The following is a 23122-nucleotide window of genomic DNA, read 5'->3' on the forward strand; positions in this document are numbered from 1 at the left end:
ATAATTAAACATTCATGGCACTCCGATTGCATAAGATGAGTTTCACTTAGAGTTTAGCAGCGTTGTTAAGCTTAACTGTATGATGGTGTTCATGATAAAGATAGGCTTCATGAAAGTAACAAACTACTACATCATTGCCGCATGCATTGTATTCGCCCAGCCCCGAGTGGAGGCCGAAGAGGTGTTGATCGCCGTCGCGGCCAACTTCATCGATGCCAGCCGCGAGATCGCTCCCTTGTTTGAACGGGTCAGCGGTCATACCACCCGTATCAGCTACGGCTCCACAGGCAAACTCTATTCCCAGATCGAGCATGGCGCTCCCTTCGAACTGTTCCTGGCGGCGGACACCCAACGGCCGATCAAGGCCGAGGAGGAGGGTATGGCGGTACCCGGTACTCGATTTATCTACGCCAAGGGCAAGCTGGTGTTGTGGAGTGTAAAACCGGGTCTTTTCAATGATGCTGAGGGGTTTCTCAGGCAGGGTGATTTCGATCATCTTGCCCTGGCCAATCCCAAGACCGCCCCCTATGGCCTGGCAGCCCAGCAGGTGATGCATCAGCTGGGAGTGCTGCCATCACTCACAGCCAAACTGGTACGGGGTGAATCCATTGCCCAGGCATTTCAGTTCACCGCCACAGGCAATGCGGAGCTGGGTTTTGTCGCCTTGGCCCAGATCAAGACGTGGAAAGGGGAAGCGGGTACATTGTGGGAGATTCCAGCGGAATACTACAGCCCCATCGCCCAGGCGGCGGTGTTGTTGAAAAAGGGTGAAGCAAATCCAGCGGCCACCGCTTATCTCGAATTCCTCAAAAGCGATGTCGCACGTGAAGTGATCGAGCGATATGGTTATGGTGTGGAGTAAAACAAACAACTCTCATACATGCGGAGCATTTTCATGGATTTCGACTGGCAACCCGTCTGGCTGACCCTCAAGCTGGCCAGCACCACCACCCTGGTGCTGCTGATCATCGGCACCCCCATCGCCTGGTGGTTGGCGCGTACTCACGCCTGGTACAAGCAGGCCCTGTCAGCGGTGGTCGCGCTGCCCCTGGTATTGCCACCCACCGTGCTCGGCTTCTATCTGTTGATAATGCTTGCCCCGGACGGGCCGGTGGGTCGGCTGACCCAGGCCCTTGGTATCGGCACCTTGCCCTTTACCTTCGGCGGACTCGTTTTCGCCTCTGTGCTCTACTCGCTGCCCTTTGTGGTGCAGCCGCTGCAGAATGCGTTTGAGTCTCTGGGACCTCGCCCGGCAGAGGTTGCCGCCACCCTGCGAGCCTCACCCTGGGACCGCTTTATGACCGTGGTGATTCCCCTGGCGCGACCAGGATTTCTGACCGCTGCGGTGCTCTGTTTCGCCCACACCGTGGGTGAATTCGGGGTGGTGCTGATGATCGGCGGCAATATCCCCGGTGAGACCCGGGTGTTGTCGGTGGCGATCTACGACCATGTCGAGACCCTGGAGTATGGCCAGGCCCACCTGCTGGCTGCCGGCATGCTTGCCTTCGCCTTCCTGGTGTTGATGACCCTCTACCTGGTCAACGGCCGCATCACTCGGAGCCATCAACCTTGAGCGGTATCGAGGTCAGGCTGAAGCACCGCATGGGTGATTTCGAGCTGGATGTGGCCTTCACCGCACCGGCTCAGGGTGTCACGGCCCTGTTCGGTAGCTCCGGTTCGGGCAAGACCAGTGTCCTGCGTGCTGTGGCCGGTCTCGAACGTACCCAACAGGGACTGATCAGGGTCAATGGCGAGGTATGGCAGGACCCGGACCACTTCCTGCCAATTCACCGCCGTCCCATCGGTTACGTTTTCCAGGAGGCGAGTCTCTTTCCCCATCTCTCGGTGCAGGACAATATGGAATACGGTATGCGCCGGGTCCCCGCAGCAGAGCGACAGATTCCCTTTCAGGATGTGGTGGAGCTGCTCGGTATTTCAGCCCTTTTAAAAAGGGCGACCCCCCGGTTATCCGGTGGTGAGCGCCAGCGGGTCGCCATCGCCCGCGCCCTGCTCACGAGTCCGCGTCTGTTGCTGATGGACGAGCCCCTCTCGGCCCTCGACCATGCGGCCAAGCAGGTAATCCTCCCCTATCTGGAACGGCTCCACGACGAGTTCGCCATCCCCTCCCTGTATGTCTCCCACGACCCCAACGAGGTGGCCAGGTTGGCCGACCATATGGTGGTGTTGGAGCAGGGACGTGTCGCGGCCCAGGGGGAGGCTGCACCCCTATTGACCCGGCTCGACCTTCCCCTGGCCGGCTATGACGACGCCTCCGCACTGCTGGAGGGCTATGTCAGCTCCCATGACCACAGCTACCACCTGACCTGGATCTCCCTGCAGGGCAACCGGGTCGCCGTACCCCGAGAGGATCTGCCGGTGGGCCGGCATGCCCGGGTACAGATCCAGGCCCGGGATGTGAGCCTCTCCATCCGCGCCCACGCCGATACCAGCATCCTCAACATCCTTCCGGTACGGGTTATCGATACCCGGGAAATCAGCCGCACCCAGGTATTAGTGCGGCTGCAACTGGAGGATAACCAGACCCTGCTGTCGCGCATCACCCGTCGCTCAGCCATGGGTATGGGGATTCACGAGGGAATGCAGCTTTATGCCCAGGTCAAGAGTGTGGCATTGTTGTCATGATTTGGATTTAGGAAACAGTACAAGTTACAGGTGTGAGTCTTGTGTGCATCAGTATATGAATTTGGGGTGGCCTGACATGAAACTTTATCTCGTACAGCATGCTGAGGCATGTACAAAGGAGATTGATCCTGATCGACCTCTAACCGAACAAGGTAAGCAGGATATTGATCGGCTTGCCGCGTTTCTCAAGCAGGCCGGTATTCAAGCTGACAGGGTGATACACAGTGGAAAGCTGCGTGCTGTTCAGACAGCGCAGCGCCTGTCCAATAAGATTGCCCATGGAATAGCGCTGGAAACGAGTACCTGTATTAAGCCAAACGACAATCCCAGAGCGTTTGACCTGCAGGGTGAGAATGGGCAAAAAGACACCCTGGTTGTTGGCCATCTTCCGTTCATGGCACAACTGGTATCGTATTTGGTTGCCGAGGATGAAGGTAGACTTGTCACTGCCTACCAGCCTGGTAGTGTGGTCTGCCTGGAGCGCATGAACGATGCGCACTGGCAGATCAATTGGATGTTAAGGCCGGAACTATTGAGGTAGAGGTTTAGGGTGTCTGTTCAACTATACTGGTAAATTATCACAGCATTCTTTTCAGAATTTGATGTCAGGCATTTTGTTCGATCTTGATGGTGTCTTTTATGTGGGTGACCGGGCCATCCCTGGAGGTGCCGAAACCCTGGCCTGGGTTCGGCGGCAGGAGATCCCCCACTGCTTTCTCACCAATACAACCTCCAAACCCCGAGATGCCTTGGTGGCCAAGCTGGAGGGTTTGGGACTCACCACTGATGCGGAACATATCCTTACGCCACCGGTCGCTGCCTGTCGATGGATTACGCAAAACCTGAACGGTCCTGTGGTTCTCTTTGTTCCAGCCGCCACCGAGGCCGAGTTCAGCCATCTGACCCTGGCGTACCGTAACACCCAACAACCGGTAGCCGCCGTGATTATCGGTGACTTGGGAGAGGCATGGGATTTCGCCACTCTCAATCAGGCCTTTCGCCTCCTGATGCAGCAACCTCCGCCACGTTTAATCGCCCTTGGCATGACACGCTACTGGCGCGCCCCTGACGGCCTGCGGCTCGATGTCGCTCCCTTTGTCCATGCGTTACAGCATGCCTGTGGGATTGAGCCCGTGGTTCTAGGTAAGCCCTCCGCAACCTTCTACCATAGTGCTCTTGAGATAATCGGCTGTATGCCAGAGCAGAGTGTGATGATCGGCGATGACATTCGCGGTGATGTGGCCGCAGCCCAGCAAGCCGGACTGCGAGCATTACTGGTCCACACCGGGAAGTTTCAGGACTCAGATTTGAGTGGTGATATCACACCTGACGGTCAACTCGCTTCAATCGCTGAACTGCCGGATTGGTGGGGTAGGGCGGTTCTGTCATAACCCGTTATATAGTATATGAAGAGGTAAGCTGAAACATTTATTGATACCCCGAACGACCAGAGGAGAGCTCTGGTTAGTGTTGCAAATGATAATCATTCGTAATATTATCAGCTGCAACAATGTCGAGTAGCTGCTCCACCATGGTATGAGAAAGGTATGAACCTGGTGAATAGTATACCAGCGAGCGGTTTCTCCCTTTTATGATAAGTGTCGGCCTGCCAGCAGACGCCAGCCAGCCTTAATGTTAATCCTGTATTGGAGTAATGAAATATGCAGAATTCAAGACTGACTGTGATCGGTTACGATCGTGTGCCAATAAGAAACTTTATTCCTTTGCCGAGGGCTGGTCACACTCTTCAAGTTGGTGTTAAGCCATCAATCAGAAATCGTCGTTCAGCGTCGCAAACTGGCAGATATTTGCTATCAAGCAGGTACAGAAATAGCATGGCTGGGCTATGGCTGGGTGCAATATGCGTTTTCGCTTTTGTCAGTCCAGTGCAGTCCGAAGAGGGTGTTTTCGGCAACCTCAGGGTGGGCTTTATCCATGCCGAGGATGATGCCGGTGATGAAACGGACGGCTCCGCCATCGGCGGTAAGCTGGGTTATATCAGTCCGAGCTGGAAGGGATTGAGCGCGGGGGCGACCTTCTACACCACCGGTGAGTTGTTCGACGATGAAAACGGTGACTTCTTCTCCTCGGAAAACGGCAGTTACTCCATCCTCGGGGAGGCCTATGTACAGGGTGAACTGGGCAACACCCAGCTGCGTATCGGTCGCTTCGAACTGGATACGCCCCATGCGGACACCGATGATATCCGCATGGTGCCGAATACCTTTCAGGGCTTGTTGCTGAGTAATAGTGATATCGCCGGCACGACCCTCTACCTGACCCATCTCGACAAATGGGCCGGTGTGGACGCCGATATTCCGGAAAGTTTTGAGGAGATGAACGGCGACGACGGTGTGACCGTGGTTGGTGCCGTATACGAGGGTATCGAGCAATTGACGGTGCAGGGCTGGTATTACCAGGGTAGTGATTTTGCCAAGCTGTTCTATCTGGATGGCATGTATGAAGCCGACGCCTTTAGTGTCGGTATACAGTTTGGCTCTCAATCGGATGATACAGACGACGATTCAGGGCCTGATGGTGATGTCTGGGGCATTACCGGGAGCTATAGCCTGGCGGATTTCACCATCACCGCTGCTTACAATGACGTATCGGGTAGCGTAACCAACGGTTTCGGTGGCGGTCCCTACTTCACCTCGGCTGATGACCATACCATTGACGGTGTGGAGGACCAGGAGGCAACCGCCTTGGGTGTCGAGTATGGGGGTGTGGCGGCGCTGGCCGTGGGCGTGTTGCATGTGGATTTCGACCAGGGTGCGAACGAGACCGACTACTACGCGGTCTACGATGTGAATGAACAGTTGGGTCTGGAGCTGATCTATACCGATATGCACGAGGATGGGGATTTCATACGTCTGATGGCCAATTACGGCTTCTGACCTGGATCCCCGGCCATCCCTGCTCAAGGCATGACCGGTTGCTGGATCTGCTTATGTTCATGGGCTTCCGGCGGCGGCAGGGGTTTACCTTCGATCACGGCAGTGACCGCGGTAAGGGGGTCCTCTTCACCGGTAAGAATGACCTCGACACCGGCGTCATTCAGGCGCCGGACGAAGCCCTGTCCGCTGCTGCCGGTGATCAGGTAGTCCATTTTGAAGATAGGGTGGTCATCCCCCCGGAACTCGTGCATGGACATCTGTTTGGGCAGATTGAGACGGGTGAGCTGGTGTATCTCTCCCGTTGTTTGGTCCTGTTCAAAAATCAGGAAGCGTCTGGTCTTGCCTGCATGCTGGGTGATGGTGCGGAAGTTTTGGCTGGTTACTGCAATTTTCATAAACCTGGGATCCGGTGAGACCTCGAATATCTGGACATCCGGGAAGATGCTGACTGCGCATCAAGTAGCCGTTAACAGTTAACTTGTTACTATGCTGAAGCCTACTCTAGGCACGTCATGTCAGGCATTGAAAATGATCAATAGCTGTTTGGCGGATGGCACATATGGATAGCCCATCGGATAGGCTAATATTGATATTCCGAATATTGCTATGAGAACCATATGAGATTCATTCAAACCCGATTGCCGTGGCTGTTGCTGGCAATAAGCGCACTTCTCCTGGAGGCTGCGGCGCTCTATTTTCAGTACGGCCTGGAGCTCGATCCCTGCGTCCTCTGTATCTACCAGCGGGCTGCGGTGATGGGTATCTTTTTCTCTGCGCTTATCGGTATGAGTGCTCCCCGCTCTATAGTTGCCAGAATGATCGGTTATGCCGGCTGGGGGTTGGCAGCCGGCTGGTGTCTCTATCTGGCGTTGGAACTCTCCGGTATGCAGTTGGGCATGGTTCAGCCATCCCTGAGTTGTGATGTGAATGCCAAGTTCCCAGCATGGCTCAAGCTCGACCAATGGCTACCGATGGTATTCCAGCCGACGGGTTTTTGTGGCGATATCCAGTGGCAGTTTCTCGGCTTGAGTATGCCGCTTTGGATGTTAATTATCATGCTGTTGCAACTGATTGTCCTGGGTGTGGTGCTGTCGATTGAATTGCGTACCAAACTGAGCGGGTAAATGACATTTCATACCCCGGGCAGGTATCTGCTATTTAACATGATCCGTAATCAATCCATGCCTGAGTCGAAGGTGATCATTGTTTCTTGCCTATACTTGATATCAGACAGGCCACTCTATCTGGCTGAGTATGAAGGCGAGTTGTTTTATGAGCGAAAAACCGGTCACTATCTATTTCGGTGAGGCCCTGGGAAATTATGGTTTTGGTGATGGGCATCCCTTTGGACCGGATCGCATTCAGGCCTTCTGGCAGGAGACCATCAAGCAGGGTTTGGACAAACGAGTATCTGTCGCTGCCCCGCAGCTATGCGGTGAGGCGCTGTTACTCCCATTCCATAGCCAGGCCTATGTCAATCGCGTCAAGGTCCAGTCTGAGAGTGGCCATGGCTATCTCGACGCCGGTGATACCCCAGCCTTTGAAGGTGTGTATGAGGCTGCCTGTGCGGTGGTTGGGTCGGTGTTGGACGGCATGCAACGTATCCTTTCCGGCAGTCATCCCAAGGTGTTTGTTCCCATTGCCGGTCTGCACCACGCGCGGCGGGATTCAGCGGCAGGTTTCTGCGTCTTTAACGATGCCGGGGTGTTGATCGAGAATTTGCGACTCAAGCATGCCATTCGTCGTATCGCCTATGTGGATATAGATGCCCACCATGGCGATGGCGTGTTTTACGCTTTTGAATCCGATCCGGATCTGATCTTTGCCGATATCCATGAGGATGGTCGCTATCTCTATCCGGGTACCGGGGCGGTCGAGGAGACAGGAAAAGGCGAGGCCAAGGGTACAAAGCTGAATGTCCCGTTGCCGCCTCTGGCCAACGATAACCATTTTCATCGGGTCTGGCCATCTGTTGAGTCATTCGTTCGTCAGGGCAAACCGGAATTGATCATACTTCAGGCAGGCGCAGACAGCATTCAGGGGGATCCGATTACCCATATGGCGTTCACCCCTGCGGTGCATGAATATGCAGCCAGTCGATTGAGCAAACTGGCGGATGAGTTCTGTAACGGTCGTTTTATTGCGCTTGGAGGAGGGGGTTATAACCGAACCAATTTGGCCCTGGGGTGGAATGGTGTCGTCAAGGCGATGTTGAATTAAGTCTGTTGTGATTCTGCACCACTCATTTCGGCGCCGATTCTGGCGCCAAGCAACTTTCCAATAATGCGTGACAATATATATACGATGCCGATCATGCCGATTTCCATGACTGAGATAAATTCGAGAGAAGCACCGGCCAGCACAAAAAATATGCTCATAAAAGGCCATTCGATATTTTCGATCTCATGAAACGGGTACTCATGGTGGCTGGCGAAGTTGGCAACCACTGATCCCATGACAATCGATGCCACTAGAAAAGAGACTTCCAGCAGTAGTGCAAGGCCACCGCATAAAAAAACCAGCCCGAGTGCTTCCATTAACATCGGTTGTCCCTTTCTGATTCTTCCGGTCAGATAGGCCGCTGGAAAACCCAGGCCAAGCCCCAGAAGCAATGCCCCGCCTATGTCCTTGATCACGAAGAAATAATGGAATGTTTCAGTGGTATTGCCGCTGAGCGCCATGACCACGGCTACGCCAATGCTGAATAGTATCAAGCCCCATACATCATCCAGGGCAACGATTGACAGTAACAGGTCGCTAAAGAATCCCTTGTCATCCGACTCAAGCACGATATCCAATGTTGCTGCGGGTGCCGTCGCCGAAGCGACGCACCCCAGCAGTATCGCTAACCCGGCAGGTACCCCAACCGCCATCAAACCGGTAATTACCACCAGTACCGTTATGATCGCAGTACTGATGGATATCAAAAGTGTTTTTTCAGCAGCAACAGCGTGACGCGTGGCAAGAATGTGTGCCGCCCGATAGCGTCTGTAGCCAGGCCTGCGAGTAAAATCACGCCCAGTGTCAACAGAAACTCATATGTCTCGTACATAGTTTGATCTATCCATCCGCTATTGGCGCACCAACACTGTGGGATAGGGCAGACCCTCGAGTAACCGCCTGATGGTAGGTCCCTGTAGCAGTGAACTGTGCTCACTGATCATGAGTAAATCGCATGCGGCTCTCTTTAGCTGGGTAGCCAGGGTTGCGGGCTTGCTGTCTGTGAGAGGTACGACTGTGATGTGATTATCAGGGTCATGTTCAGTGAGGTAACTCTGCAGGGCTTGTTCCCAGGATGGGTCTTCATCCGGAAATAGAAACAGGATCAACCTGATCTCGGGTTTCTGCAAAAGTTCGGTGATCGTTTTCAAAAGCTTTTGCCTGGATATGCCCGTATCGAGAATAACCCCCAACTTCAATGGCTGAGATACCGGGGTGGTTTGTCTGGAGTGGATGGAGAAGCGGCGTGCGGCATGGATACCCTGACTTCCCATCAACAGCAACTCGGAGTCGCTCGCCAGTTGTTTCAGGTCGCTATCGTACTCACCGCGCCAGACGCGAAAACTCCAGCTCAATCCCGCACGCTTGGCCGAATCCTCCAGGGCTTTGCGGGCTTGTTTTGCAATCGCACGCCACTCCTGGGTTAAGCGGGCAGGATCGAGACGTGCCTCATTGCGGCTATCCACCCGTAGTTCGCGCAGAAAGGGGAGGCCGGTGAGCCGGTATAGGGCATCGTCTTCAACGAATACGGCTTCTATCTCTACCTGCAGCAAAGAGGCAATGGTAGCTCCCAGCGACAACAGCTCCCGACTCTGGGATTTGTCCAGCAACACGACGGTAATACGACGACGGCCGGGCGAGTTCACTGCTCCTCTCCTTCGACCAAGACGCTCATCTCATCCAGTGACTGCAGACGTTTCGAGAAGCGGATAAGACTCGCTTCCACACGGCCGTTGACGCTATCCTCGGGAAACAGGCCGTTTTCATCCCGCGATCCTGCAGGAGTATTGGTCAGCAGGGCAATGCCCTCATCGATGGTTTTGATGGGATAGATGGCAAATGCTCCCGTTTTCACCGCCTCCACCACATCCTCGCGCAGCATCAGGTGTTTGACATTCGCGCTCGGGATCAGCACCCCCTGGTCACCACTCAATCCCATTCTCCGGCAGATATCGAAAAAACCCTCGATCTTTTCGTTGACCCCGCCGATGGCTTGCACTTCACCCAATTGGTTGACCGACCCGGTAACCGCAAACTGCTGTTTGATGGGTAGGCCAGAGAGGGCCGAGAGCAGGGCATAGAGTTCAGCGGATGATGCGCTATCCCCTTCCACCTGGCCGTAGGATTGTTCGAACACCAGGCTGGCGGAGAGTGAGAGCGGGTAATCGGGGGCGTACCGCCCTGAGATGAACCCGGAGAGGATGTAGACCCCTTTAGAGTGGATCGGACCTCCCAGTTCCACTTCACGCTCGATGTCCACGACCTGACCCTTGCCGAGACGAGCGCGTGCGGTGATACGGGTGGGGTGGCCAAAGCGCTGATCGCCGAGCAGCATGACCGAGAGGCCGTTGACCTGACCCACTACCTCTCCTGTGGTTGCGATCATCAGGGTGCCTCTTACAACCTCACTCTGCAGACGCCGCTGGATCCTGTCTGCACGGTGGATCTGGGCCTCGATGGCTGTCTGCACATCGTCTTCGGCAATCAGGGTATGGTCATGTTCACCCGCCCAGTAGTCAGCCTGTTGGATCAGGTCGGTGATGGAGCGCATATGGCTGCTGAGGCGCTCGCTATCATCCGCCAGCCGCATGCTGTGGTCGATCACTCGTGCCACCGCGATTCTGTCCAGCGGGCGCAGATTATGCTGCCGTGCGAGGGAGGCGATCATTTGCCCGTAGTGGTGTTCATTCTGACTGTCGCGCACCAGGTCATCATCGAAATCCACAGCCACCTTGAACAGCTCGTCAAACTCCGGATCGAGGGCCTGCAGCAGATAGTAGATATGACGCTCGCCGAGCAGCACTACTTTCACTTCCAGCGGGATAGGTTCAGGTTCAAGGGATTGGGTGCTGATCAGGCTGGTGATCTGGGCCAGGGATTCGATACGGATTTCAGCCGATTGTAAAACCCGCTTCAGGGTCTCCCAAGCGAAGGGTTGCATCAGCAGTTTGAGGGCGTCGAGAATCAGATAGCCGCCATTCGCCCGATGCAGGGCGCCGGGTCTGATCATGGTGAAATCTGTCTCCAATGCCCCAAGGTGGGCGCGGTGCTCGATGCGGCCCACCAGGTTGTTGTAGCCTGGCAGATCTTCATAAACGATAGGTGCGCCGCCATTGGCCTGGTGAGCCAACAGCAGGTTGACCCGATAGCGGTAGTGCCAGGGTGGTCCCTCTTCCTGTTGGCTCAGGTGGAGGCCGAACAGGCTGGGTTTGCGTTCATCACGGGGGAGGAACTGCTGATAGTTATTGATCACATCCTCCTCTACCCGGTCCAGATAGGCGGTGACTGTCTGAAGATCCCGGTACTTCTCCCGTAGTTCATCTATCAGGTGGTGTACCGCCGATGCGGTCATCTCCCGATTCAGCTTGCTGATCTCCTCGCGGGTCTCTTTTTGCCACTGCGGGATGGCGTGCAGGGTTTTGCGCAACTCCTCCTGCAGCTCTTTAACGTCCTTTTCAATCGCATTCTGCTTCTTTGACGGGAGTTTCTGGAACTGCTCCGGATCGAGGATCTTGTCGTCCTGTTTTGGGCCGAGGGTAAAACCGGTGGGGGTGTTGATCAGAGCGATATGTTTCTCCTCCGCCTTTTTCTGCATCGTCACCATGGCGTGTTCCTGACGCTCTTCGAGCCGATCTTCCATGGCTTGTCTGCGGGTGTGGTATTCATCGCTTTCGAATACCAGGGGTATAGTCTCCTGCAAGCCGATGACCAGTTGCTCCATATCCTGTTTGAGTGTCACCCCTTTTCCGGCGGGTAGGGCGACCGCCTGAGGTTTGCGGGCATCGCTGAAGTTGTTTACGTAACACCAGTCGGATGGGATAGGTCGATCAGCGGCCTGGGCCTGGAGAAATTTCCTAACCATGGCCGATTTACCCGCCCCGGCAGGGCCTAATGCATAGAGGTTGTAGCCCTTGTGTTTGACACCCAGGCCGAAATGCAGTGATTGGGTGGCCCGTTCCTGGCCGATAAAGCCTTCCAGGTCCTCCAGTTGATCGGTATTGTCAAAGCTGAACTGTGACGGATCACAATGGCGACACAGAACCTCTGGTGTCAGTGCGTGAGTAACCATGAATAGACTCCTATATGACACACAGACTGATACAAGTCAGCGTGGCATGGCTCGTAACCAGCCTGAATATGCAGTCCCTATAAAAATTGTAGACCTATGCTGCAGCGGGAACATGATTCAGCGCAGTTCTACCTCCAACTCAGCAGCGATATTCACCGCTGATCACTGATTGCTCATCACAAGCTACAATTAAGATGGAACAAGAAGAAAAAGAGATCATTCACGCCATCTCGTCAGGAGGTCGCTATGATGTCTCGACAGACAACCCCCACATCAATGAAGAGAAGGGACAGACTACTCAAGGAGCGGAGTATGGATGCCTATCGAAATGAAAAAAAACTGCCAGATCCCACCCTTTGCCAGATCTGTGGCGCGGTCTTTACAGCTGGACGTTGGCAGTGGCTGGAGAGCTTGCCGGATGAGGCCAAAGAGACCCGTTGCCCGGCCTGCCAGCGTATCCATGACAGGGTGCCGGCCGGTTATCTCAAACTCAGTGGCGATTTTTTCACTCAGCATAGAAAGGAGATAATGCGGTTGATTCACAATCATGTAGAGAGGCAGAGAATCCAACATCCACTGCAGCGGATCATCGACACCAATGTCATGGAAACCGGTGAAATGGAGATCACATTCACTGAGTTTCATCTACCTAAGGGTGTCGGTGAGGCGGTCAAACACGCCTACCAGGGAGAGCTTCAGATTCACTATCCGGAGGAATCCGGGCAGGTGCGCGCCAGCTGGTCGCGCTAAAGGAGGCAGAGACAGCATTAGCTGGCCATTGGAGTGCAGTGATGTCAGATCAGCTTCAGATGGTTAGGGATATCGAACGGGAGGTGGCCTATACCCGGCGCATGATCGGCCGCACAGCCTTGCGCGATTCGGTCATGCATGCGATCCGTGATGTGCCCAGAGAGGCGTTTGTGCCGGAAACCGAGCGCCGCTTTGCCTATGACAACGGGCCACTGCCGATCGGTTGCGGACAGACCATCTCACAGCCCTATATCGTCGCCTTGATGACCGATCTTCTCGAGCTTGAAGCCGATGCCGTGGTGTTGGAGGTTGGCACCGGTTCCGGCTACCAGGCCGCCGTACTCTCCAGGGTGGCGAAGCGGGTATACACGGTGGAGATCATCGAAACCCTTGCCATGCGTGCCGCTGAGACACTGACGCATCTAGGTTACGACAATGTCTCCTGCCGCTGTGTCGATGGCTTCCATGGCTGGCCTGAACACGCCCCCTACGACGCCATCATGGTCACTGCCGCCGCATTGGAGATTCCACCTCCGCTGATCGATCAGCTGAAACCGGGTGGCCGACTGGTGATTCCGATTGGACACCCCTTTGACTACCAGCAGCTGATCCTGGTGGAGAAGAGCCTCTCGGGTGAGGTCAGTGAAAGGACGATCCTCGGGGTGGCATTCGTGCCGTTGACCCGCAGCGGACAGGCATAGCAGTGAGGGTTGACAGGTATGTTTCAAACTCCTTTTCATTCGGAGATTGCCCGTTTCATCTGGGACAGCAAGTATCGTTACCGTCAACAGGGCAGACCTGTCGACGATACCATTGACGATACTTGGCAGCGAGTGGTGCAAGGGGTTGCCGGTATCGAGCTGCAACAACAGGCTGCATGGCGCAGACGTTTTTTGAATATCCTGCAAGATTTCAGTTTTCTGCCCGGGGGACGAATCCTGGCGGGCACCGGTGTGGCCCATGATGTCACCCTTTTCAATTGCTTTGTGATGGGGCAGGTGGAGGATTCCCTAGAGGCTATCTTCCAGGCCCTTAAAGAGGGGGCATTGACCATGCAGCAGGGTGGTGGTGTCGGTTATGATTTTTCAAATCTGCTTCCACAGGGCTCACCGGCAAGGCGTGTCGGGGCTATCGCATCTGGGCCAGTCTCCGTTATGCGCATCTGGGATGCCATGTGTGACACGTTGATCTCCAGTGGGGCGCGACGGGGTGCGATGATGGCGAGCCTGCGCTGCGACCACCCCGATATCGAAGCTTTTATCGAGGCCAAGCGACAACCTGGAGAGTTGCGCCATTTTAATCTCTCGGTGCAGATCAGCGATCAATTTGTGGCCGCCGTGCATGGGGACGACGAGTGGCCCCTGATATTTCCGACCCAGGGACTGGCAGATAATGGCCTGGGTAGTGGTGACATCATTGAGCGTACCTGGAGCGACCCAAATTGCGCCGAGCCCTGCAGAGTTGTGCGCATTGTCAAGGCCCGTGAGCTTTGGGAGCGCCTCATGCGGGCAACCTATGAATATGCCGAGCCGGGGGTGTTGTTCATCGATACGATCAACCGGATGAACAATCTTGCCTACCGTGAGCAGATCACTACCACCAATCCCTGTGGCGAGGTTCCTCTACCGGCCTACGGCGCCTGCAATCTGGGTTGTGTGAATCTGACCCGCTTCATCAAGGCGCCGTTTCATGAATCTGCCAGCATTGATCTGGATGCAGTGGTGCATACCGTCACACAGGCGGTCCGATTCCTGGATAATGTTATCGACCTGTCAGGTTTTCCGTTGCAAACCCAACAGCAACAGGCCCAGGGTACAAGAAGGATCGGTCTGGGTATCACCGGTCTGGCAGACGCCCTGATCATGCTGGGCCTGCATTATGCAGAAGCGGTGGCCAGAGATATGGCGGCGAAGCTAATGGCAAGCATCTGCCATAGCGCATATCGGGCCTCCATTGAGTTGGCGAAAGAGAAGGGTGCCTTCCCCTATTTCCAAGCGGATGCCTATCTGCAGAGCCCATTCATTCGTACCTTACCCGATGATATACAGCAGGGTATTGCAAGGCATGGTATGCGCAACAGTCACCTGACCGCCGTAGCGCCAGCCGGTACGATCAGCCTGCTGGCGAACAATGTCAGCAGTGGCATCGAACCGGTGTTTGCATTCAATCACCGACGTAGGATCAGGCAGGTCTCGGGTCAATACCAGGAGTACGATTTGACCGACTATGCCTGGCAACTTTGGCGAGGCCTGCATCCGGGGGAGTCCATGCCCGACGCCTTTGTCGCCAGTGGTGGATTGTCACCCCGGGATCATCTGCGCATGCAGGGGGTGATCCAACCCTATGTGGACAGCGCCATCTCAAAGACCATCAACATCCCTTCGGACTATCCCTATGAAGCTTTCAAGTCACTCTATATAGAGGCCCATGACCTGGGTCTGAAGGGTTGTACGAGTTTCAGGCCTAATCCGGTCAGCGGGGAGATATTATCTAGCGCTGCCGAGGCCGCTCATCACTGTCCAGTCTTCGCCTGCGAAGCCGACTAGAATCGGTCTGTTTTTACCCTCATAGGATTTGAGCTACCCATCCACAAACCGGTAAGTAACTTTCCATCTGCCCTCTCAAGAGCAACTGGGAGCAGCCAGCCAATCCTTTCCCTGATTTTTTTGTGGGAAACTCAAGCGCCTGAAACATATAGAATTAATTACATGGCATAAGTGTTGCACTCCAGAGATTAAGCACGGCTATCAAGCCGACTTTTAAAACGGCTTTTATCGACCTGGAGGCACGGGATAATGACCGAGACTTTTTATGACGTGATGCGGCGTCAGGGAATCACACGTCGCAGTTTCCTGAAATTCTGCAGCCTAACGGCCTCTGCACTCGGGCTTGGTCCGGCGCTGGTGCCACGGATCGCGGAGGCGATGGAGAACAAACCCCGTATCCCGGTTCTCTGGCTGCATGGTCTGGAGTGTACCTGTTGTTCCGAGTCATTCATCCGCTCGGCACATCCGCTGGCGAAGGATGTCGTGTTGTCGATGATATCCCTCGATTACGACGACACCATCATGGCCGCTGCCGGTCACGAAGCGGAAGCGATCATCGAGGAGACCATCGAAAAGTATAGCGGTAACTACATCCTCGCAGTGGAGGGTAATCCGCCCCTGGATGAGGATGGTATGTACTGCATCATCGGTGGCAAACCCTTTGTCGATCAGTTGAAGATGACGGCCGAGCACTGCAAGGCGATCATCTCCTGGGGATCCTGCGCCTCATGGGGATGTGTGCAGGCGGCGCGCCCCAATCCGACCCGTGCAACGCCCGTGCATAAGGTGCCCGGCCTGGCCAACAAGCCGATTATCAAGGTACCCGGCTGCCCGCCTATCGCCGAGGTCATGACGGCTGTAGTGACCTATATCCTCACCTTTGAAAAATTTCCCGAGCTGGATCGCCAGGGCCGGCCCAAGATGTTCTACAGCCAACGCATCCATGACAAGTGTTATCGACGCCCCCACTTCGATGCGGGCCAGTTTGTGGAGGCCTGGGATGACGATTCCGCAAGGAAGGGCTACTGCCTCTACAAAATGGGTTGCAAGGGACCGACCACCTACAACGCCTGTTCGACCGTGCGCTGGAATGGCGGGCTCTCCTTCCCGATCCAGGCGGGTCATGGCTGTATCGGCTGTTCAGAGGATGGTTTCTGGGACAAGGGAAGCTTCTATCAGCACGTCACCGACACCCATCAGTTCGGGGTTGAGGCGAATGCGGACAAGGTTGGCCTGGCCACCGCCGGGATCGTCGGCGCCAGCGCCGCCGCCCATGCCGCTGTCACCGCCATCAAGAATGCACAGAAGAAAGGAGACCAGGATCAATGAGTACCAAGACCACTCCAAACGGCTATAACCTGGATGATTCCGGACAGCGTGTCGTCGTCGATCCGGTTACCCGCATCGAGGGCCATATGCGCTGCGAGGTGAATGTGGATGAGGAGAACATTATCCGCAATGCCGTCTCCACCGGTACCATGTGGCGCGGCCTCGAGGTGATTCTCAAGGGTCGCGATCCGCGGGACGCCTGGGCCTTCACCCAACGCATCTGTGGTGTCTGCACCGGTACCCACGCCTTGACGTCGGTAAGGGCGGTGGAGGATGCATTGAAGATCGAGATTCCGGAGAACGCCAACTCGATCCGCAATATCATGCAGCTGACCCTGCAGATTCACGACCACCTGGTCCATTTCTATCATCTGCACGCCCTGGATTGGGTTAATCCAGTGAATGCCCTGAAGGCGGATCCGAGAGCGACCTCGGAACTGCAGCAGAAGGTTTCACCGAAACACCCCAAGTCGTCTCCCGGCTATTTCCGCGATATTCAGAATCGCTTGAAGAAGTTCGTCGAGAGCGGTCAGCTTGGCCCATTTAAAAACGGCTACTGGACCAGTCCGGCCTATCTGCTGCCACCGGAGGCCGATCTGATGGCAGTGACCCACTATCTGGAGGCCCTCGATTTCCAGAAGGAGATCATGAAGATCCGCACCATCCTAGGGGGCAAGGATCCCCACCCCAACTGGTTGGTGGGTGGAGTGCCATGTCCGATCAACGTGGATGGTGTCGGTTCGGTGGGGGCTCTGAACATGGTCTCCCTCAACCAGATCTCCTCGATTATCGAGGCCTCGCGGGAGTTCGTGAAAAACGTCTATATCCCCGACATCCTGGCGGTGGGGCAGTTCTACAAGGGTTGGCTCTATGGCGGCGGTCTCTCCGGCACCAGTGTGCTGGCTTATGGTGACATTCCTGACCATGCCAACGACTACTCGCCGGGCAACCTGATGATGCCCAGTGGCGCCATTATCAACGGCAACCTGAAAGAGGTGCACGAGGTCGACCTGCGCAATCCTGAGGAGATCCAGGAGTTCGTGCCTCACTCCTGGTACAACTATCCGGACGGTGTCAAAGGCCTGCATCCCTGGGATGGCGTCACCGACGACAACTTCCAGCTCGGCCCCAATACCAAGGGGAGCAAGACCAACATCGAGCAGATCGACGAAAACGCCAAGTACTCCTGGATCAAGGCCCCGCGTTGGCGTGGTCATGCCATGGAGGTCGGTCCGTTGGCCCGCTACGTGGTCGGCTATGCCAAGGGCCATGAGGAGATCACTGAACAGATCAACTTCGTGCTCAAGACCCTCGACGTACCGCTTACAGCACTCTTCTCCACCCTGGGCCGCACCGCGGCGCGTGCCCTGGAGGCCGACTGGGCCGGCGACAAGATGCGTTACTTCATGGACAAGCTGATGGCCAACATCAAGGCCGGCGATCAGAACACCGCCAACGTGGACAACTGGGATCCCGCCACCTGGCCCAAGGAGGCCAAGGGCGTGGGTATCAGCGAAGCGCCAAGGGGCGCACTCGGCCACTGGATCCGCATCAAGGATACCCGCATCGACAACTACCAGTGCGTGGTCCCCACTACCTGGAACGGCTCTCCCCGGGACAGCGAGGGCAATATCGGCGCCTTCGAGGCCTCGTTGATGAATACCAAGGTGGCGCGGGCGGAAGAGCCGGTGGAGATCCTGCGCACCCTGCACAGCTTCGATCCCTGTCTCGCCTGTTCCACCCATGTGATGAGTGAGGAGGGGAGGGAGTTGGCGAAGGTGAAAGTCCGGTAGCTTAAGAGTTTTGAGTTTTGAGTTGTGAGTTTTTAGTTATATGCAGAGGATACGAGATGAAAAAGATTGCAGTTGGATTAGTCGGTATAACTAGCATGGTCTTGAGTGGACAATCATCGGCCCATGTGGGTGAACATGGGGCTATGGGTTTTGTGTCGGGTGTTGAACACCTGCTGGCCGAGCATGGCTACCTGCTGGCATTGTTGGGTGTTGTTGCAGTGGGTCTGATCCTGAAGCGAACAGCTCGCAGCTGAACCACCACCACGCCATCTCAGATAGACGATCAGGAGTCACGCTTATGCAAACAGCCATCAAACGCAGTGCTGTCTACGTCTATGAGGCCCCGGTCAGGTTATGGCACTGGGTCAACGCATTGACAATCACGGTGCTTGCCATAACCGGTTACTTCATAGCCAATCCACTTCCCACCATGCCGGGGGAGGCGAGCGACCACTTTCTCATGGGTTACATGCGCTTTGCCCACTTTGCAGCGGCCTATATCTTCACCGTGGGTTTTATCGGCCGGATCTACTGGGCCTTTGTCGGTAACGAACATGCCAAAGAGTTGTTTAGACTGCCCTTCTATCGTCTCTCGTTCTGGAAAGAGTTGCTACATGAAGTGCGCTGGTATGCATTTATAGAAAAAGAGCCGAAAAAATATGTGGGTCACAATCCCCTGGCCCATCTCACCATGGTCGCCATCATCACCGTGGGCGGTATCGCCATGGTGCTGACCGGCTTCTCCCTGTATGCCGAGCAGACGGGCTTGGGTAGCTGGCAGGATCAGCTCTTCGGTTGGTTGATACCCTTGGTGGGTCAGAGCCAGGATGTACGCCTGTGGCACCACTGGGGCATGTGGATCATTGTCGCTTTCGTCATCATCCATGTCTATGTGGCGATCCGGGAGGACATCGTTTCGCGGCAGAGTCTGATCAGTACCATGATCAGTGGTTGGCGTATGTTCAAGGATGACAGACCATGAAGTTGATTCCTTGAATACCTAACCTGCTCCCAAGACCACACTAGCGTGACTTCTGTTCATGCTGGGCTTTGGCTACTGAAAACCGCTCGTGCAAATAGTCGAGCAGGTTATCCAATACCGTTGCAAGCATGTGTTGATCCCGCTGTTTCAATGCGGACAGAAGTGCCTCGTGAAAGGCGATGATCTCTCGTCGATCCTTTACATAGGCAACCACCATGTTGGTGATCGGGACCAATGCTTCAATGATGGTGTACATGACGAAGCGCACCATGCCGTTGCCGGAGGCGTCCACCAGTGCCCGATGAAAGGCAACATCAGCATCACAAAAGGCCTTATCGGAAAGGGAGAGATTCTTCTGCTGTAGCAGGGCGGATTCCACCTCCTTGATCTGTGTCAGCGTTGCGCTGGTCGAGGCCAGTTTCAGGCAGCTTCCTTGCAGCAGGCGCCTTGCTTCGATGATCTCATCAATATCCAAAGCGCCAAGGCCGACCAGCAGTGTCGCGGCGCCACTGAGTGATTCCGCCAGCTCGGCATGGGTGGGCTGATTGACAAAATTACCACCTGCAGGTCCGCGTTTGGAGCGTACCAGGTTTTGTGCAGCCAGGCGTTTCAGGGCTTCGCGCACTGTAGCGCGAGAGACGCCATAGCGTGTGGCCAACTCGTCCTCTGTAGGCAGGCGCTCTCCTGACTTGAAACGACCGGAGACGATGGCGGCACGCAGCTGCTCAGCAATCTGTTTGGAAATACTGCTTTTTATAATTGCCTGCTCTTGCACGGAGTTGCTCGCATTGGGTGATATAACAGGAGAATTGTTTCAGGATGGGTACTATCCTAACACTAAACAATAAGGTTTGACTTCTATTTGTCAGACAAATAGCATTATACGCCTATTTCATCGGAGAATAATCAATGACTGACACCTTTCCAGCATACTTGATTTCAAAAACAGAAAGTGGCCAAGCTACTGAATTAACTAATATTACTTCTGACGACCTGATGGATGGTGATGTCACAGTGAAGGTGGAATACTCCACTCTCAACTACAAAGACGGTCTTGCTATGACCGGCAAGGCGCCAGTGGTAAGACGATTTCCCCTGGTTCCGGGCATCGATTTTGCGGGTAGTGTCGTCAGTTCCGATCATCCGCGATTCAAGCAGGGAGACCGGGTTGTATTGAACGGTTTTGGTGTGGGCGAGGTGCATTCCGGTGGTTATGCCGGCATGGCCAGGGTGAAGGGCGATTGGTTGGTTGCACTGCCTAAGGGGTTTAGCGCTCGCCAGGCCATGGCGGTGGGTACGGCAGGCTATACCGCCATGTTGTGCGTAATGGCATTGGAACAGCATGGCCTGACGCCTGATAGCGGGGAGCTATTGGTAACCGGCGCTGCAGGTGGAGTCGGCAGCGTGGCTGTCTCCCTGCTCTCCCGGCTGGGTTTTCAGGTGACGGGTTCGAGTGGAAGGGCATCGCAAAGGGATTATCTCATCGGTCTGGGCGCCCATGAGGTGATCGATCGCAGCGAATTCAATGGCAAGGTCAGGCCCCTGGCAAAGGAGCGTTGGGCCGGGGCCGTGGATGTGGCCGGGGGAAACACCCTGGCGAACGTCCTGAGCCAGATACGATATGGTGGCGCCGTCGCTGCCTGTGGATTGGCGGAATCGATGGATCTTCCCGCCTCGGTGGCGCCATTCATTCTCCGGGGTGTTACCCTGTATGGTATAGATTCTGTGATGGCATCCATTGAAAAGCGTCAACAGGCATGGGATAGATTGGCAACGGACCTGGATCTGGATCAGTTGGAGAAGATGATCGTCGAGGTCCCCTTCGAAGAGTTACCGGCTGCGGCGCAAGCGATACTGGAAGGGAAGGTGCGGGGTCGAACCGTTGTGAAGATACCAAGCTGATCTCCTTGCAAACAGGCATGGATGTCGAATTTACGCTGAGTGTGGAGTCCCTTGATATGAAAAAAAAAGACAAAAAGCTGAAGAAAAAGCTCAAAAAAGGAAAACAGAAACAGAAATATTCTGCCACAGGTTCAGACGATACCCTGATTCAGACCTTGACCGATAAAATAAAAGCACTCAAAACCGAGCTGAAGAATAGGGACGACCAGATAGGGGGTTTGCAGAAGCGACTGAAAAAGTCAGAGAGTAAAAACGACAAGAGTGACAAACAAAATCAGAAGCTGAAAAGTAGAGGAGGGGCTGCCAAGCTACTCCGATCGCAACAATCTGCGCGCATCGGTGTTGCACAAAAAACCGCATGGAAAAAGCACGGTTTTCTGCGGGATAGATATGAGCACCACCTGGAGCATGGACAAGCCAAGGAGGCGGCAAGGACATTGGCAGACCAGGACCTGAGAGATGCTTTTGGTGATGAGGCGGGTTACTCCGAGCAGGAATTGGCAGACATTTTGTCCTGAGCTCCCGATAAAGCCTGGCAGCGTAGCTGAATCAAATGTAGACGTTCTTCTATAAACGGCTAAACTGGATAAACGACTAAAATAACGAATCTTGCATAAACCAGTCCAAGCACAATTAAATACAACAACCTGGCCTTAGCGCATGTAATCGACGTATGATCTCATTTCGAGTATTTGCCTGAGCGCCTTCTTTGGAGGAATGAAGATGGAGACCACGGCGTATACACGTAGCACAAGATGGCCCGATCTCGTAGTTAATAAAATCAAACTAACCGAGCCTTTCGAATGGTTAACGAAGGGTTGGAAAGATATGCGGGATGCCGGGCGATATAGTCTGATGTATGGTTTGGGAATTGTCCTGATCAGCGGCCTGCTAACCTTCGCCTTGTTTGCAACAGACAACTTGTTTCTCTTGCCTTTCCTTGTAGCGGCCTTTTTTCTGATTGCCCCATTCCTGGGTATCGGTCTTTATCAAATGAGCGCGCATCTGGAAAGGGGGGAATCGCTCAAAACCTGTAACGCACTGGAAGCTTGGAAGAGTAATCATACCCAGATCAGTATGATCACGGTTGGATTTTTGATCATTGCGCAGCTTTGGATAGCCTTTAATTTCATACTTTTTGCCCTGCTCTATAAGGGTATTTCTCCACCGATACACAACTTTATCAGCAACGTATTTCTCACAGAAAAAGGCATGCTCTTTTCTTTAGCAAGTATTTGTGTCGGTTTTTTCTTTGCCTTTTGCGCCTACTTGATCAGTGTCATTACCGTACCCATATTGATCGACCGCAAGATCGATGGATTCACCGCGATCCGGATCAGCATTAAGTCCGTGTTGAACAATATGCTCCCCATGATGCTGTGGGCATTTCTGATCGTTCTCATCGTTGGTCTTGGGCTGATTACCTACTACATTGGTTTAATTGTTGCCCTACCTATAATTGGGCACGCTAGCTGGCATGCCTATCGTTCTTTGGTGCCATCTACTTAGTAAATGTCAGGAGAGATGTACACTAGGTTCACATGCGAAGCCTGGATTTAGGCTGCTTCGGCAACGGATATACCATCCAATCGGATCGGCCCTGTTTGAACTCGAACCAATCAGCGGCAATGATCGAGCCACCCTTTAGACGGGAGGTATTGCGTGAACCGGCAGGGGCGATCTTTCTATCCGGTCCGCGAAAGTCATCTTGGAAGGTGTCCAATTGGCCGAAGATCAGATTCAGACCGGATGCATCGACAAAAACACGAATACCGGTGGAGTGGCGTTTTCTCGATATCGATCCGCCTACGCTTCGATAGATTACCAGATGCATGTCCTGGCTGGCACGCAGGCGTCTTAACGACAATAAGACCTCTGTCGCCAGGCGCTCAGCATTCAGTTCGCTCATCAGGTAGATGGTGGCTTGTTCCACATCCGATTTGATCTGAATCGAGGCAAACAATTTAGCCAATGAGAGTTCATCCACTCCG

General features: G+C 54.5%; 24 protein-coding genes. 18 read left to right on the forward strand and 6 right to left on the reverse strand.

The window, feature by feature from the left end; genetic code table 11:
- Positions 1–109: 109 nt before the first annotated feature.
- The 6 genes from modA to R2K28_RS05810 all read left to right on the forward strand — a co-directional run bounded on the left by modA (position 110) and on the right by R2K28_RS05810 (position 5540).
- The gene (modA, locus tag R2K28_RS05785) at positions 110–862 is read left to right on the forward strand and encodes a molybdate ABC transporter substrate-binding protein (protein WP_316368416.1); all 753 of its coding nucleotides are present in this window, start codon (positions 110–112) and stop codon (positions 860–862) included.
- A gap of 33 nt (positions 863–895) precedes the next feature.
- Positions 896–1573, forward strand: coding sequence for a molybdate ABC transporter permease subunit (gene modB, locus R2K28_RS05790; RefSeq protein WP_316368417.1), 678 nt, complete (start codon positions 896–898; stop codon positions 1571–1573).
- Complete coding sequence (gene modC, locus R2K28_RS05795) at positions 1570–2643, forward strand: molybdenum ABC transporter ATP-binding protein (protein ID WP_316368418.1); 1074 nt, start codon at positions 1570–1572, stop codon at positions 2641–2643. The genes modB and modC overlap by 4 nt, the downstream gene beginning before the upstream one ends.
- Positions 2644–2719: 76 nt before the next feature.
- Positions 2720–3184: a phosphohistidine phosphatase SixA gene (sixA, locus tag R2K28_RS05800; RefSeq protein WP_316368419.1), complete on the forward strand. Its 465-nt coding sequence runs from the start codon at positions 2720–2722 to the stop codon at positions 3182–3184.
- Positions 3185–3245: 61 nt separating this feature from the next.
- Entirely contained in the window at positions 3246–4034 is a 789-nt protein-coding gene (locus tag R2K28_RS05805) for a TIGR01458 family HAD-type hydrolase (protein WP_316368420.1), read from the forward strand.
- 444 nt (positions 4035–4478) lie between these two features.
- Positions 4479–5540, forward strand: a complete 1062-nt coding sequence (locus R2K28_RS05810; RefSeq protein WP_316368421.1) for an OprD family outer membrane porin — start codon at positions 4479–4481, stop codon at positions 5538–5540.
- A gap of 23 nt (positions 5541–5563) precedes the next feature.
- On the opposite strand, the gene R2K28_RS05815 is transcribed toward R2K28_RS05810, so the two are convergent.
- Positions 5564–5935: a NifB/NifX family molybdenum-iron cluster-binding protein gene (locus R2K28_RS05815; RefSeq protein ID WP_116445617.1), complete on the reverse strand. Its 372-nt coding sequence runs from the start codon at positions 5933–5935 to the stop codon at positions 5564–5566.
- Positions 5936–6157: 222 nt separating this feature from the next.
- On the opposite strand from R2K28_RS05815, the gene dsbB reads away from it, so the two are divergent.
- Positions 6158–6664, forward strand: a complete 507-nt coding sequence (gene dsbB / locus R2K28_RS05820; RefSeq protein ID WP_316368422.1) for a disulfide bond formation protein DsbB — start codon at positions 6158–6160, stop codon at positions 6662–6664.
- A 148-nt stretch (positions 6665–6812) separates the two neighbouring features.
- Positions 6813–7760: an acetoin utilization protein AcuC gene (locus R2K28_RS05825; RefSeq protein WP_316368423.1), complete on the forward strand. Its 948-nt coding sequence runs from the start codon at positions 6813–6815 to the stop codon at positions 7758–7760.
- On the opposite strand, the gene R2K28_RS05830 is transcribed toward R2K28_RS05825, so the two are convergent.
- The 3 genes from R2K28_RS05830 to R2K28_RS05840 form a co-directional block, all read right to left on the reverse strand.
- Positions 7757–8467, reverse strand: a complete 711-nt coding sequence (locus tag R2K28_RS05830) for a cation:proton antiporter (RefSeq protein ID WP_316368424.1) — start codon at positions 8465–8467, stop codon at positions 7757–7759. The two genes, R2K28_RS05825 and R2K28_RS05830, sit on opposite strands and share 4 nt — an antisense overlap.
- Positions 8468–8611: 144 nt before the next feature.
- Positions 8612–9406, reverse strand: coding sequence for a hypothetical protein (locus R2K28_RS05835; RefSeq protein ID WP_316368425.1), 795 nt, complete (start codon positions 9404–9406; stop codon positions 8612–8614).
- Positions 9403–11829 carry a Lon protease family protein gene (locus tag R2K28_RS05840; RefSeq protein ID WP_316368426.1) on the reverse strand — a complete coding sequence of 809 codons (2427 nt, stop codon included), beginning with the start codon at positions 11827–11829 and terminating at the stop codon, positions 9403–9405. Before R2K28_RS05840 ends, R2K28_RS05835 begins: the two co-directional genes overlap by 4 nt.
- Positions 11830–12075: 246 nt before the next feature.
- On the opposite strand from R2K28_RS05840, the gene R2K28_RS05845 reads away from it, so the two are divergent.
- The 7 genes from R2K28_RS05845 (at position 12076) to cybH (ending at position 19229) form a co-directional block, all read left to right on the forward strand.
- Positions 12076–12579: a BCAM0308 family protein gene (locus tag R2K28_RS05845; protein ID WP_316368427.1), complete on the forward strand. Its 504-nt coding sequence runs from the start codon at positions 12076–12078 to the stop codon at positions 12577–12579.
- A gap of 41 nt (positions 12580–12620) precedes the next feature.
- On the forward strand, positions 12621–13280 hold the full coding sequence (locus R2K28_RS05850; protein WP_316368428.1) for a protein-L-isoaspartate(D-aspartate) O-methyltransferase: 660 nt from the start codon (positions 12621–12623) through the stop codon (positions 13278–13280).
- An 18-nt stretch (positions 13281–13298) separates the two neighbouring features.
- Positions 13299–15125 carry an adenosylcobalamin-dependent ribonucleoside-diphosphate reductase gene (locus R2K28_RS05855; RefSeq protein ID WP_316368429.1) on the forward strand — a complete coding sequence of 609 codons (1827 nt, stop codon included), beginning with the start codon at positions 13299–13301 and terminating at the stop codon, positions 15123–15125.
- A 249-nt stretch (positions 15126–15374) separates the two neighbouring features.
- The gene (locus tag R2K28_RS05860) at positions 15375–16454 is read left to right on the forward strand and encodes a hydrogenase small subunit (RefSeq protein ID WP_316368430.1); all 1080 of its coding nucleotides are present in this window, start codon (positions 15375–15377) and stop codon (positions 16452–16454) included.
- Positions 16451–18247, forward strand: coding sequence for a nickel-dependent hydrogenase large subunit (locus R2K28_RS05865; protein ID WP_316368431.1), 1797 nt, complete (start codon positions 16451–16453; stop codon positions 18245–18247). The genes R2K28_RS05860 and R2K28_RS05865 overlap by 4 nt, the downstream gene beginning before the upstream one ends.
- A 56-nt stretch (positions 18248–18303) precedes the next feature.
- Complete coding sequence (locus tag R2K28_RS05870) at positions 18304–18501, forward strand: hypothetical protein (RefSeq protein ID WP_316368432.1); 198 nt, start codon at positions 18304–18306, stop codon at positions 18499–18501.
- 44 nt (positions 18502–18545) lie between these two features.
- Complete coding sequence (gene cybH / locus R2K28_RS05875) at positions 18546–19229, forward strand: Ni/Fe-hydrogenase, b-type cytochrome subunit (RefSeq protein ID WP_316368433.1); 684 nt, start codon at positions 18546–18548, stop codon at positions 19227–19229.
- 40 nt (positions 19230–19269) lie between these two features.
- Here cybH and R2K28_RS05880 read toward each other — a convergent pair whose 3' ends face one another.
- Positions 19270–20004 carry a FadR/GntR family transcriptional regulator gene (locus R2K28_RS05880; protein WP_316368434.1) on the reverse strand — a complete coding sequence of 245 codons (735 nt, stop codon included), beginning with the start codon at positions 20002–20004 and terminating at the stop codon, positions 19270–19272.
- A 134-nt stretch (positions 20005–20138) separates the two neighbouring features.
- Between R2K28_RS05880 and acuI the strand changes: the two genes are divergently transcribed.
- From acuI to R2K28_RS05895, 3 genes are all read left to right on the forward strand, one after another.
- Positions 20139–21131, forward strand: a complete 993-nt coding sequence (gene acuI, locus R2K28_RS05885; protein WP_316368435.1) for an acrylyl-CoA reductase (NADPH) — start codon at positions 20139–20141, stop codon at positions 21129–21131.
- Positions 21132–21187: 56 nt separating this feature from the next.
- Positions 21188–21649, forward strand: coding sequence for a hypothetical protein (locus R2K28_RS05890; protein ID WP_316368436.1), 462 nt, complete (start codon positions 21188–21190; stop codon positions 21647–21649).
- Between the two features lie 199 nt (positions 21650–21848).
- Entirely contained in the window at positions 21849–22640 is a 792-nt protein-coding gene (locus tag R2K28_RS05895) for a DUF2189 domain-containing protein (protein WP_316368438.1), read from the forward strand.
- 28 nt (positions 22641–22668) lie between these two features.
- On the opposite strand, the gene R2K28_RS05900 is transcribed toward R2K28_RS05895, so the two are convergent.
- Positions 22669–23103, reverse strand: a complete 435-nt coding sequence (locus tag R2K28_RS05900; protein WP_316368439.1) for a hypothetical protein — start codon at positions 23101–23103, stop codon at positions 22669–22671.
- Positions 23104–23122 lie beyond the last annotated feature (19 nt).

This window comes from Candidatus Thiodiazotropha sp. CDECU1, from assembly GCF_963455295.1.
Taxonomy (GTDB): domain Bacteria; phylum Pseudomonadota; class Gammaproteobacteria; order Chromatiales; family Chromatiaceae; genus Thiodiazotropha.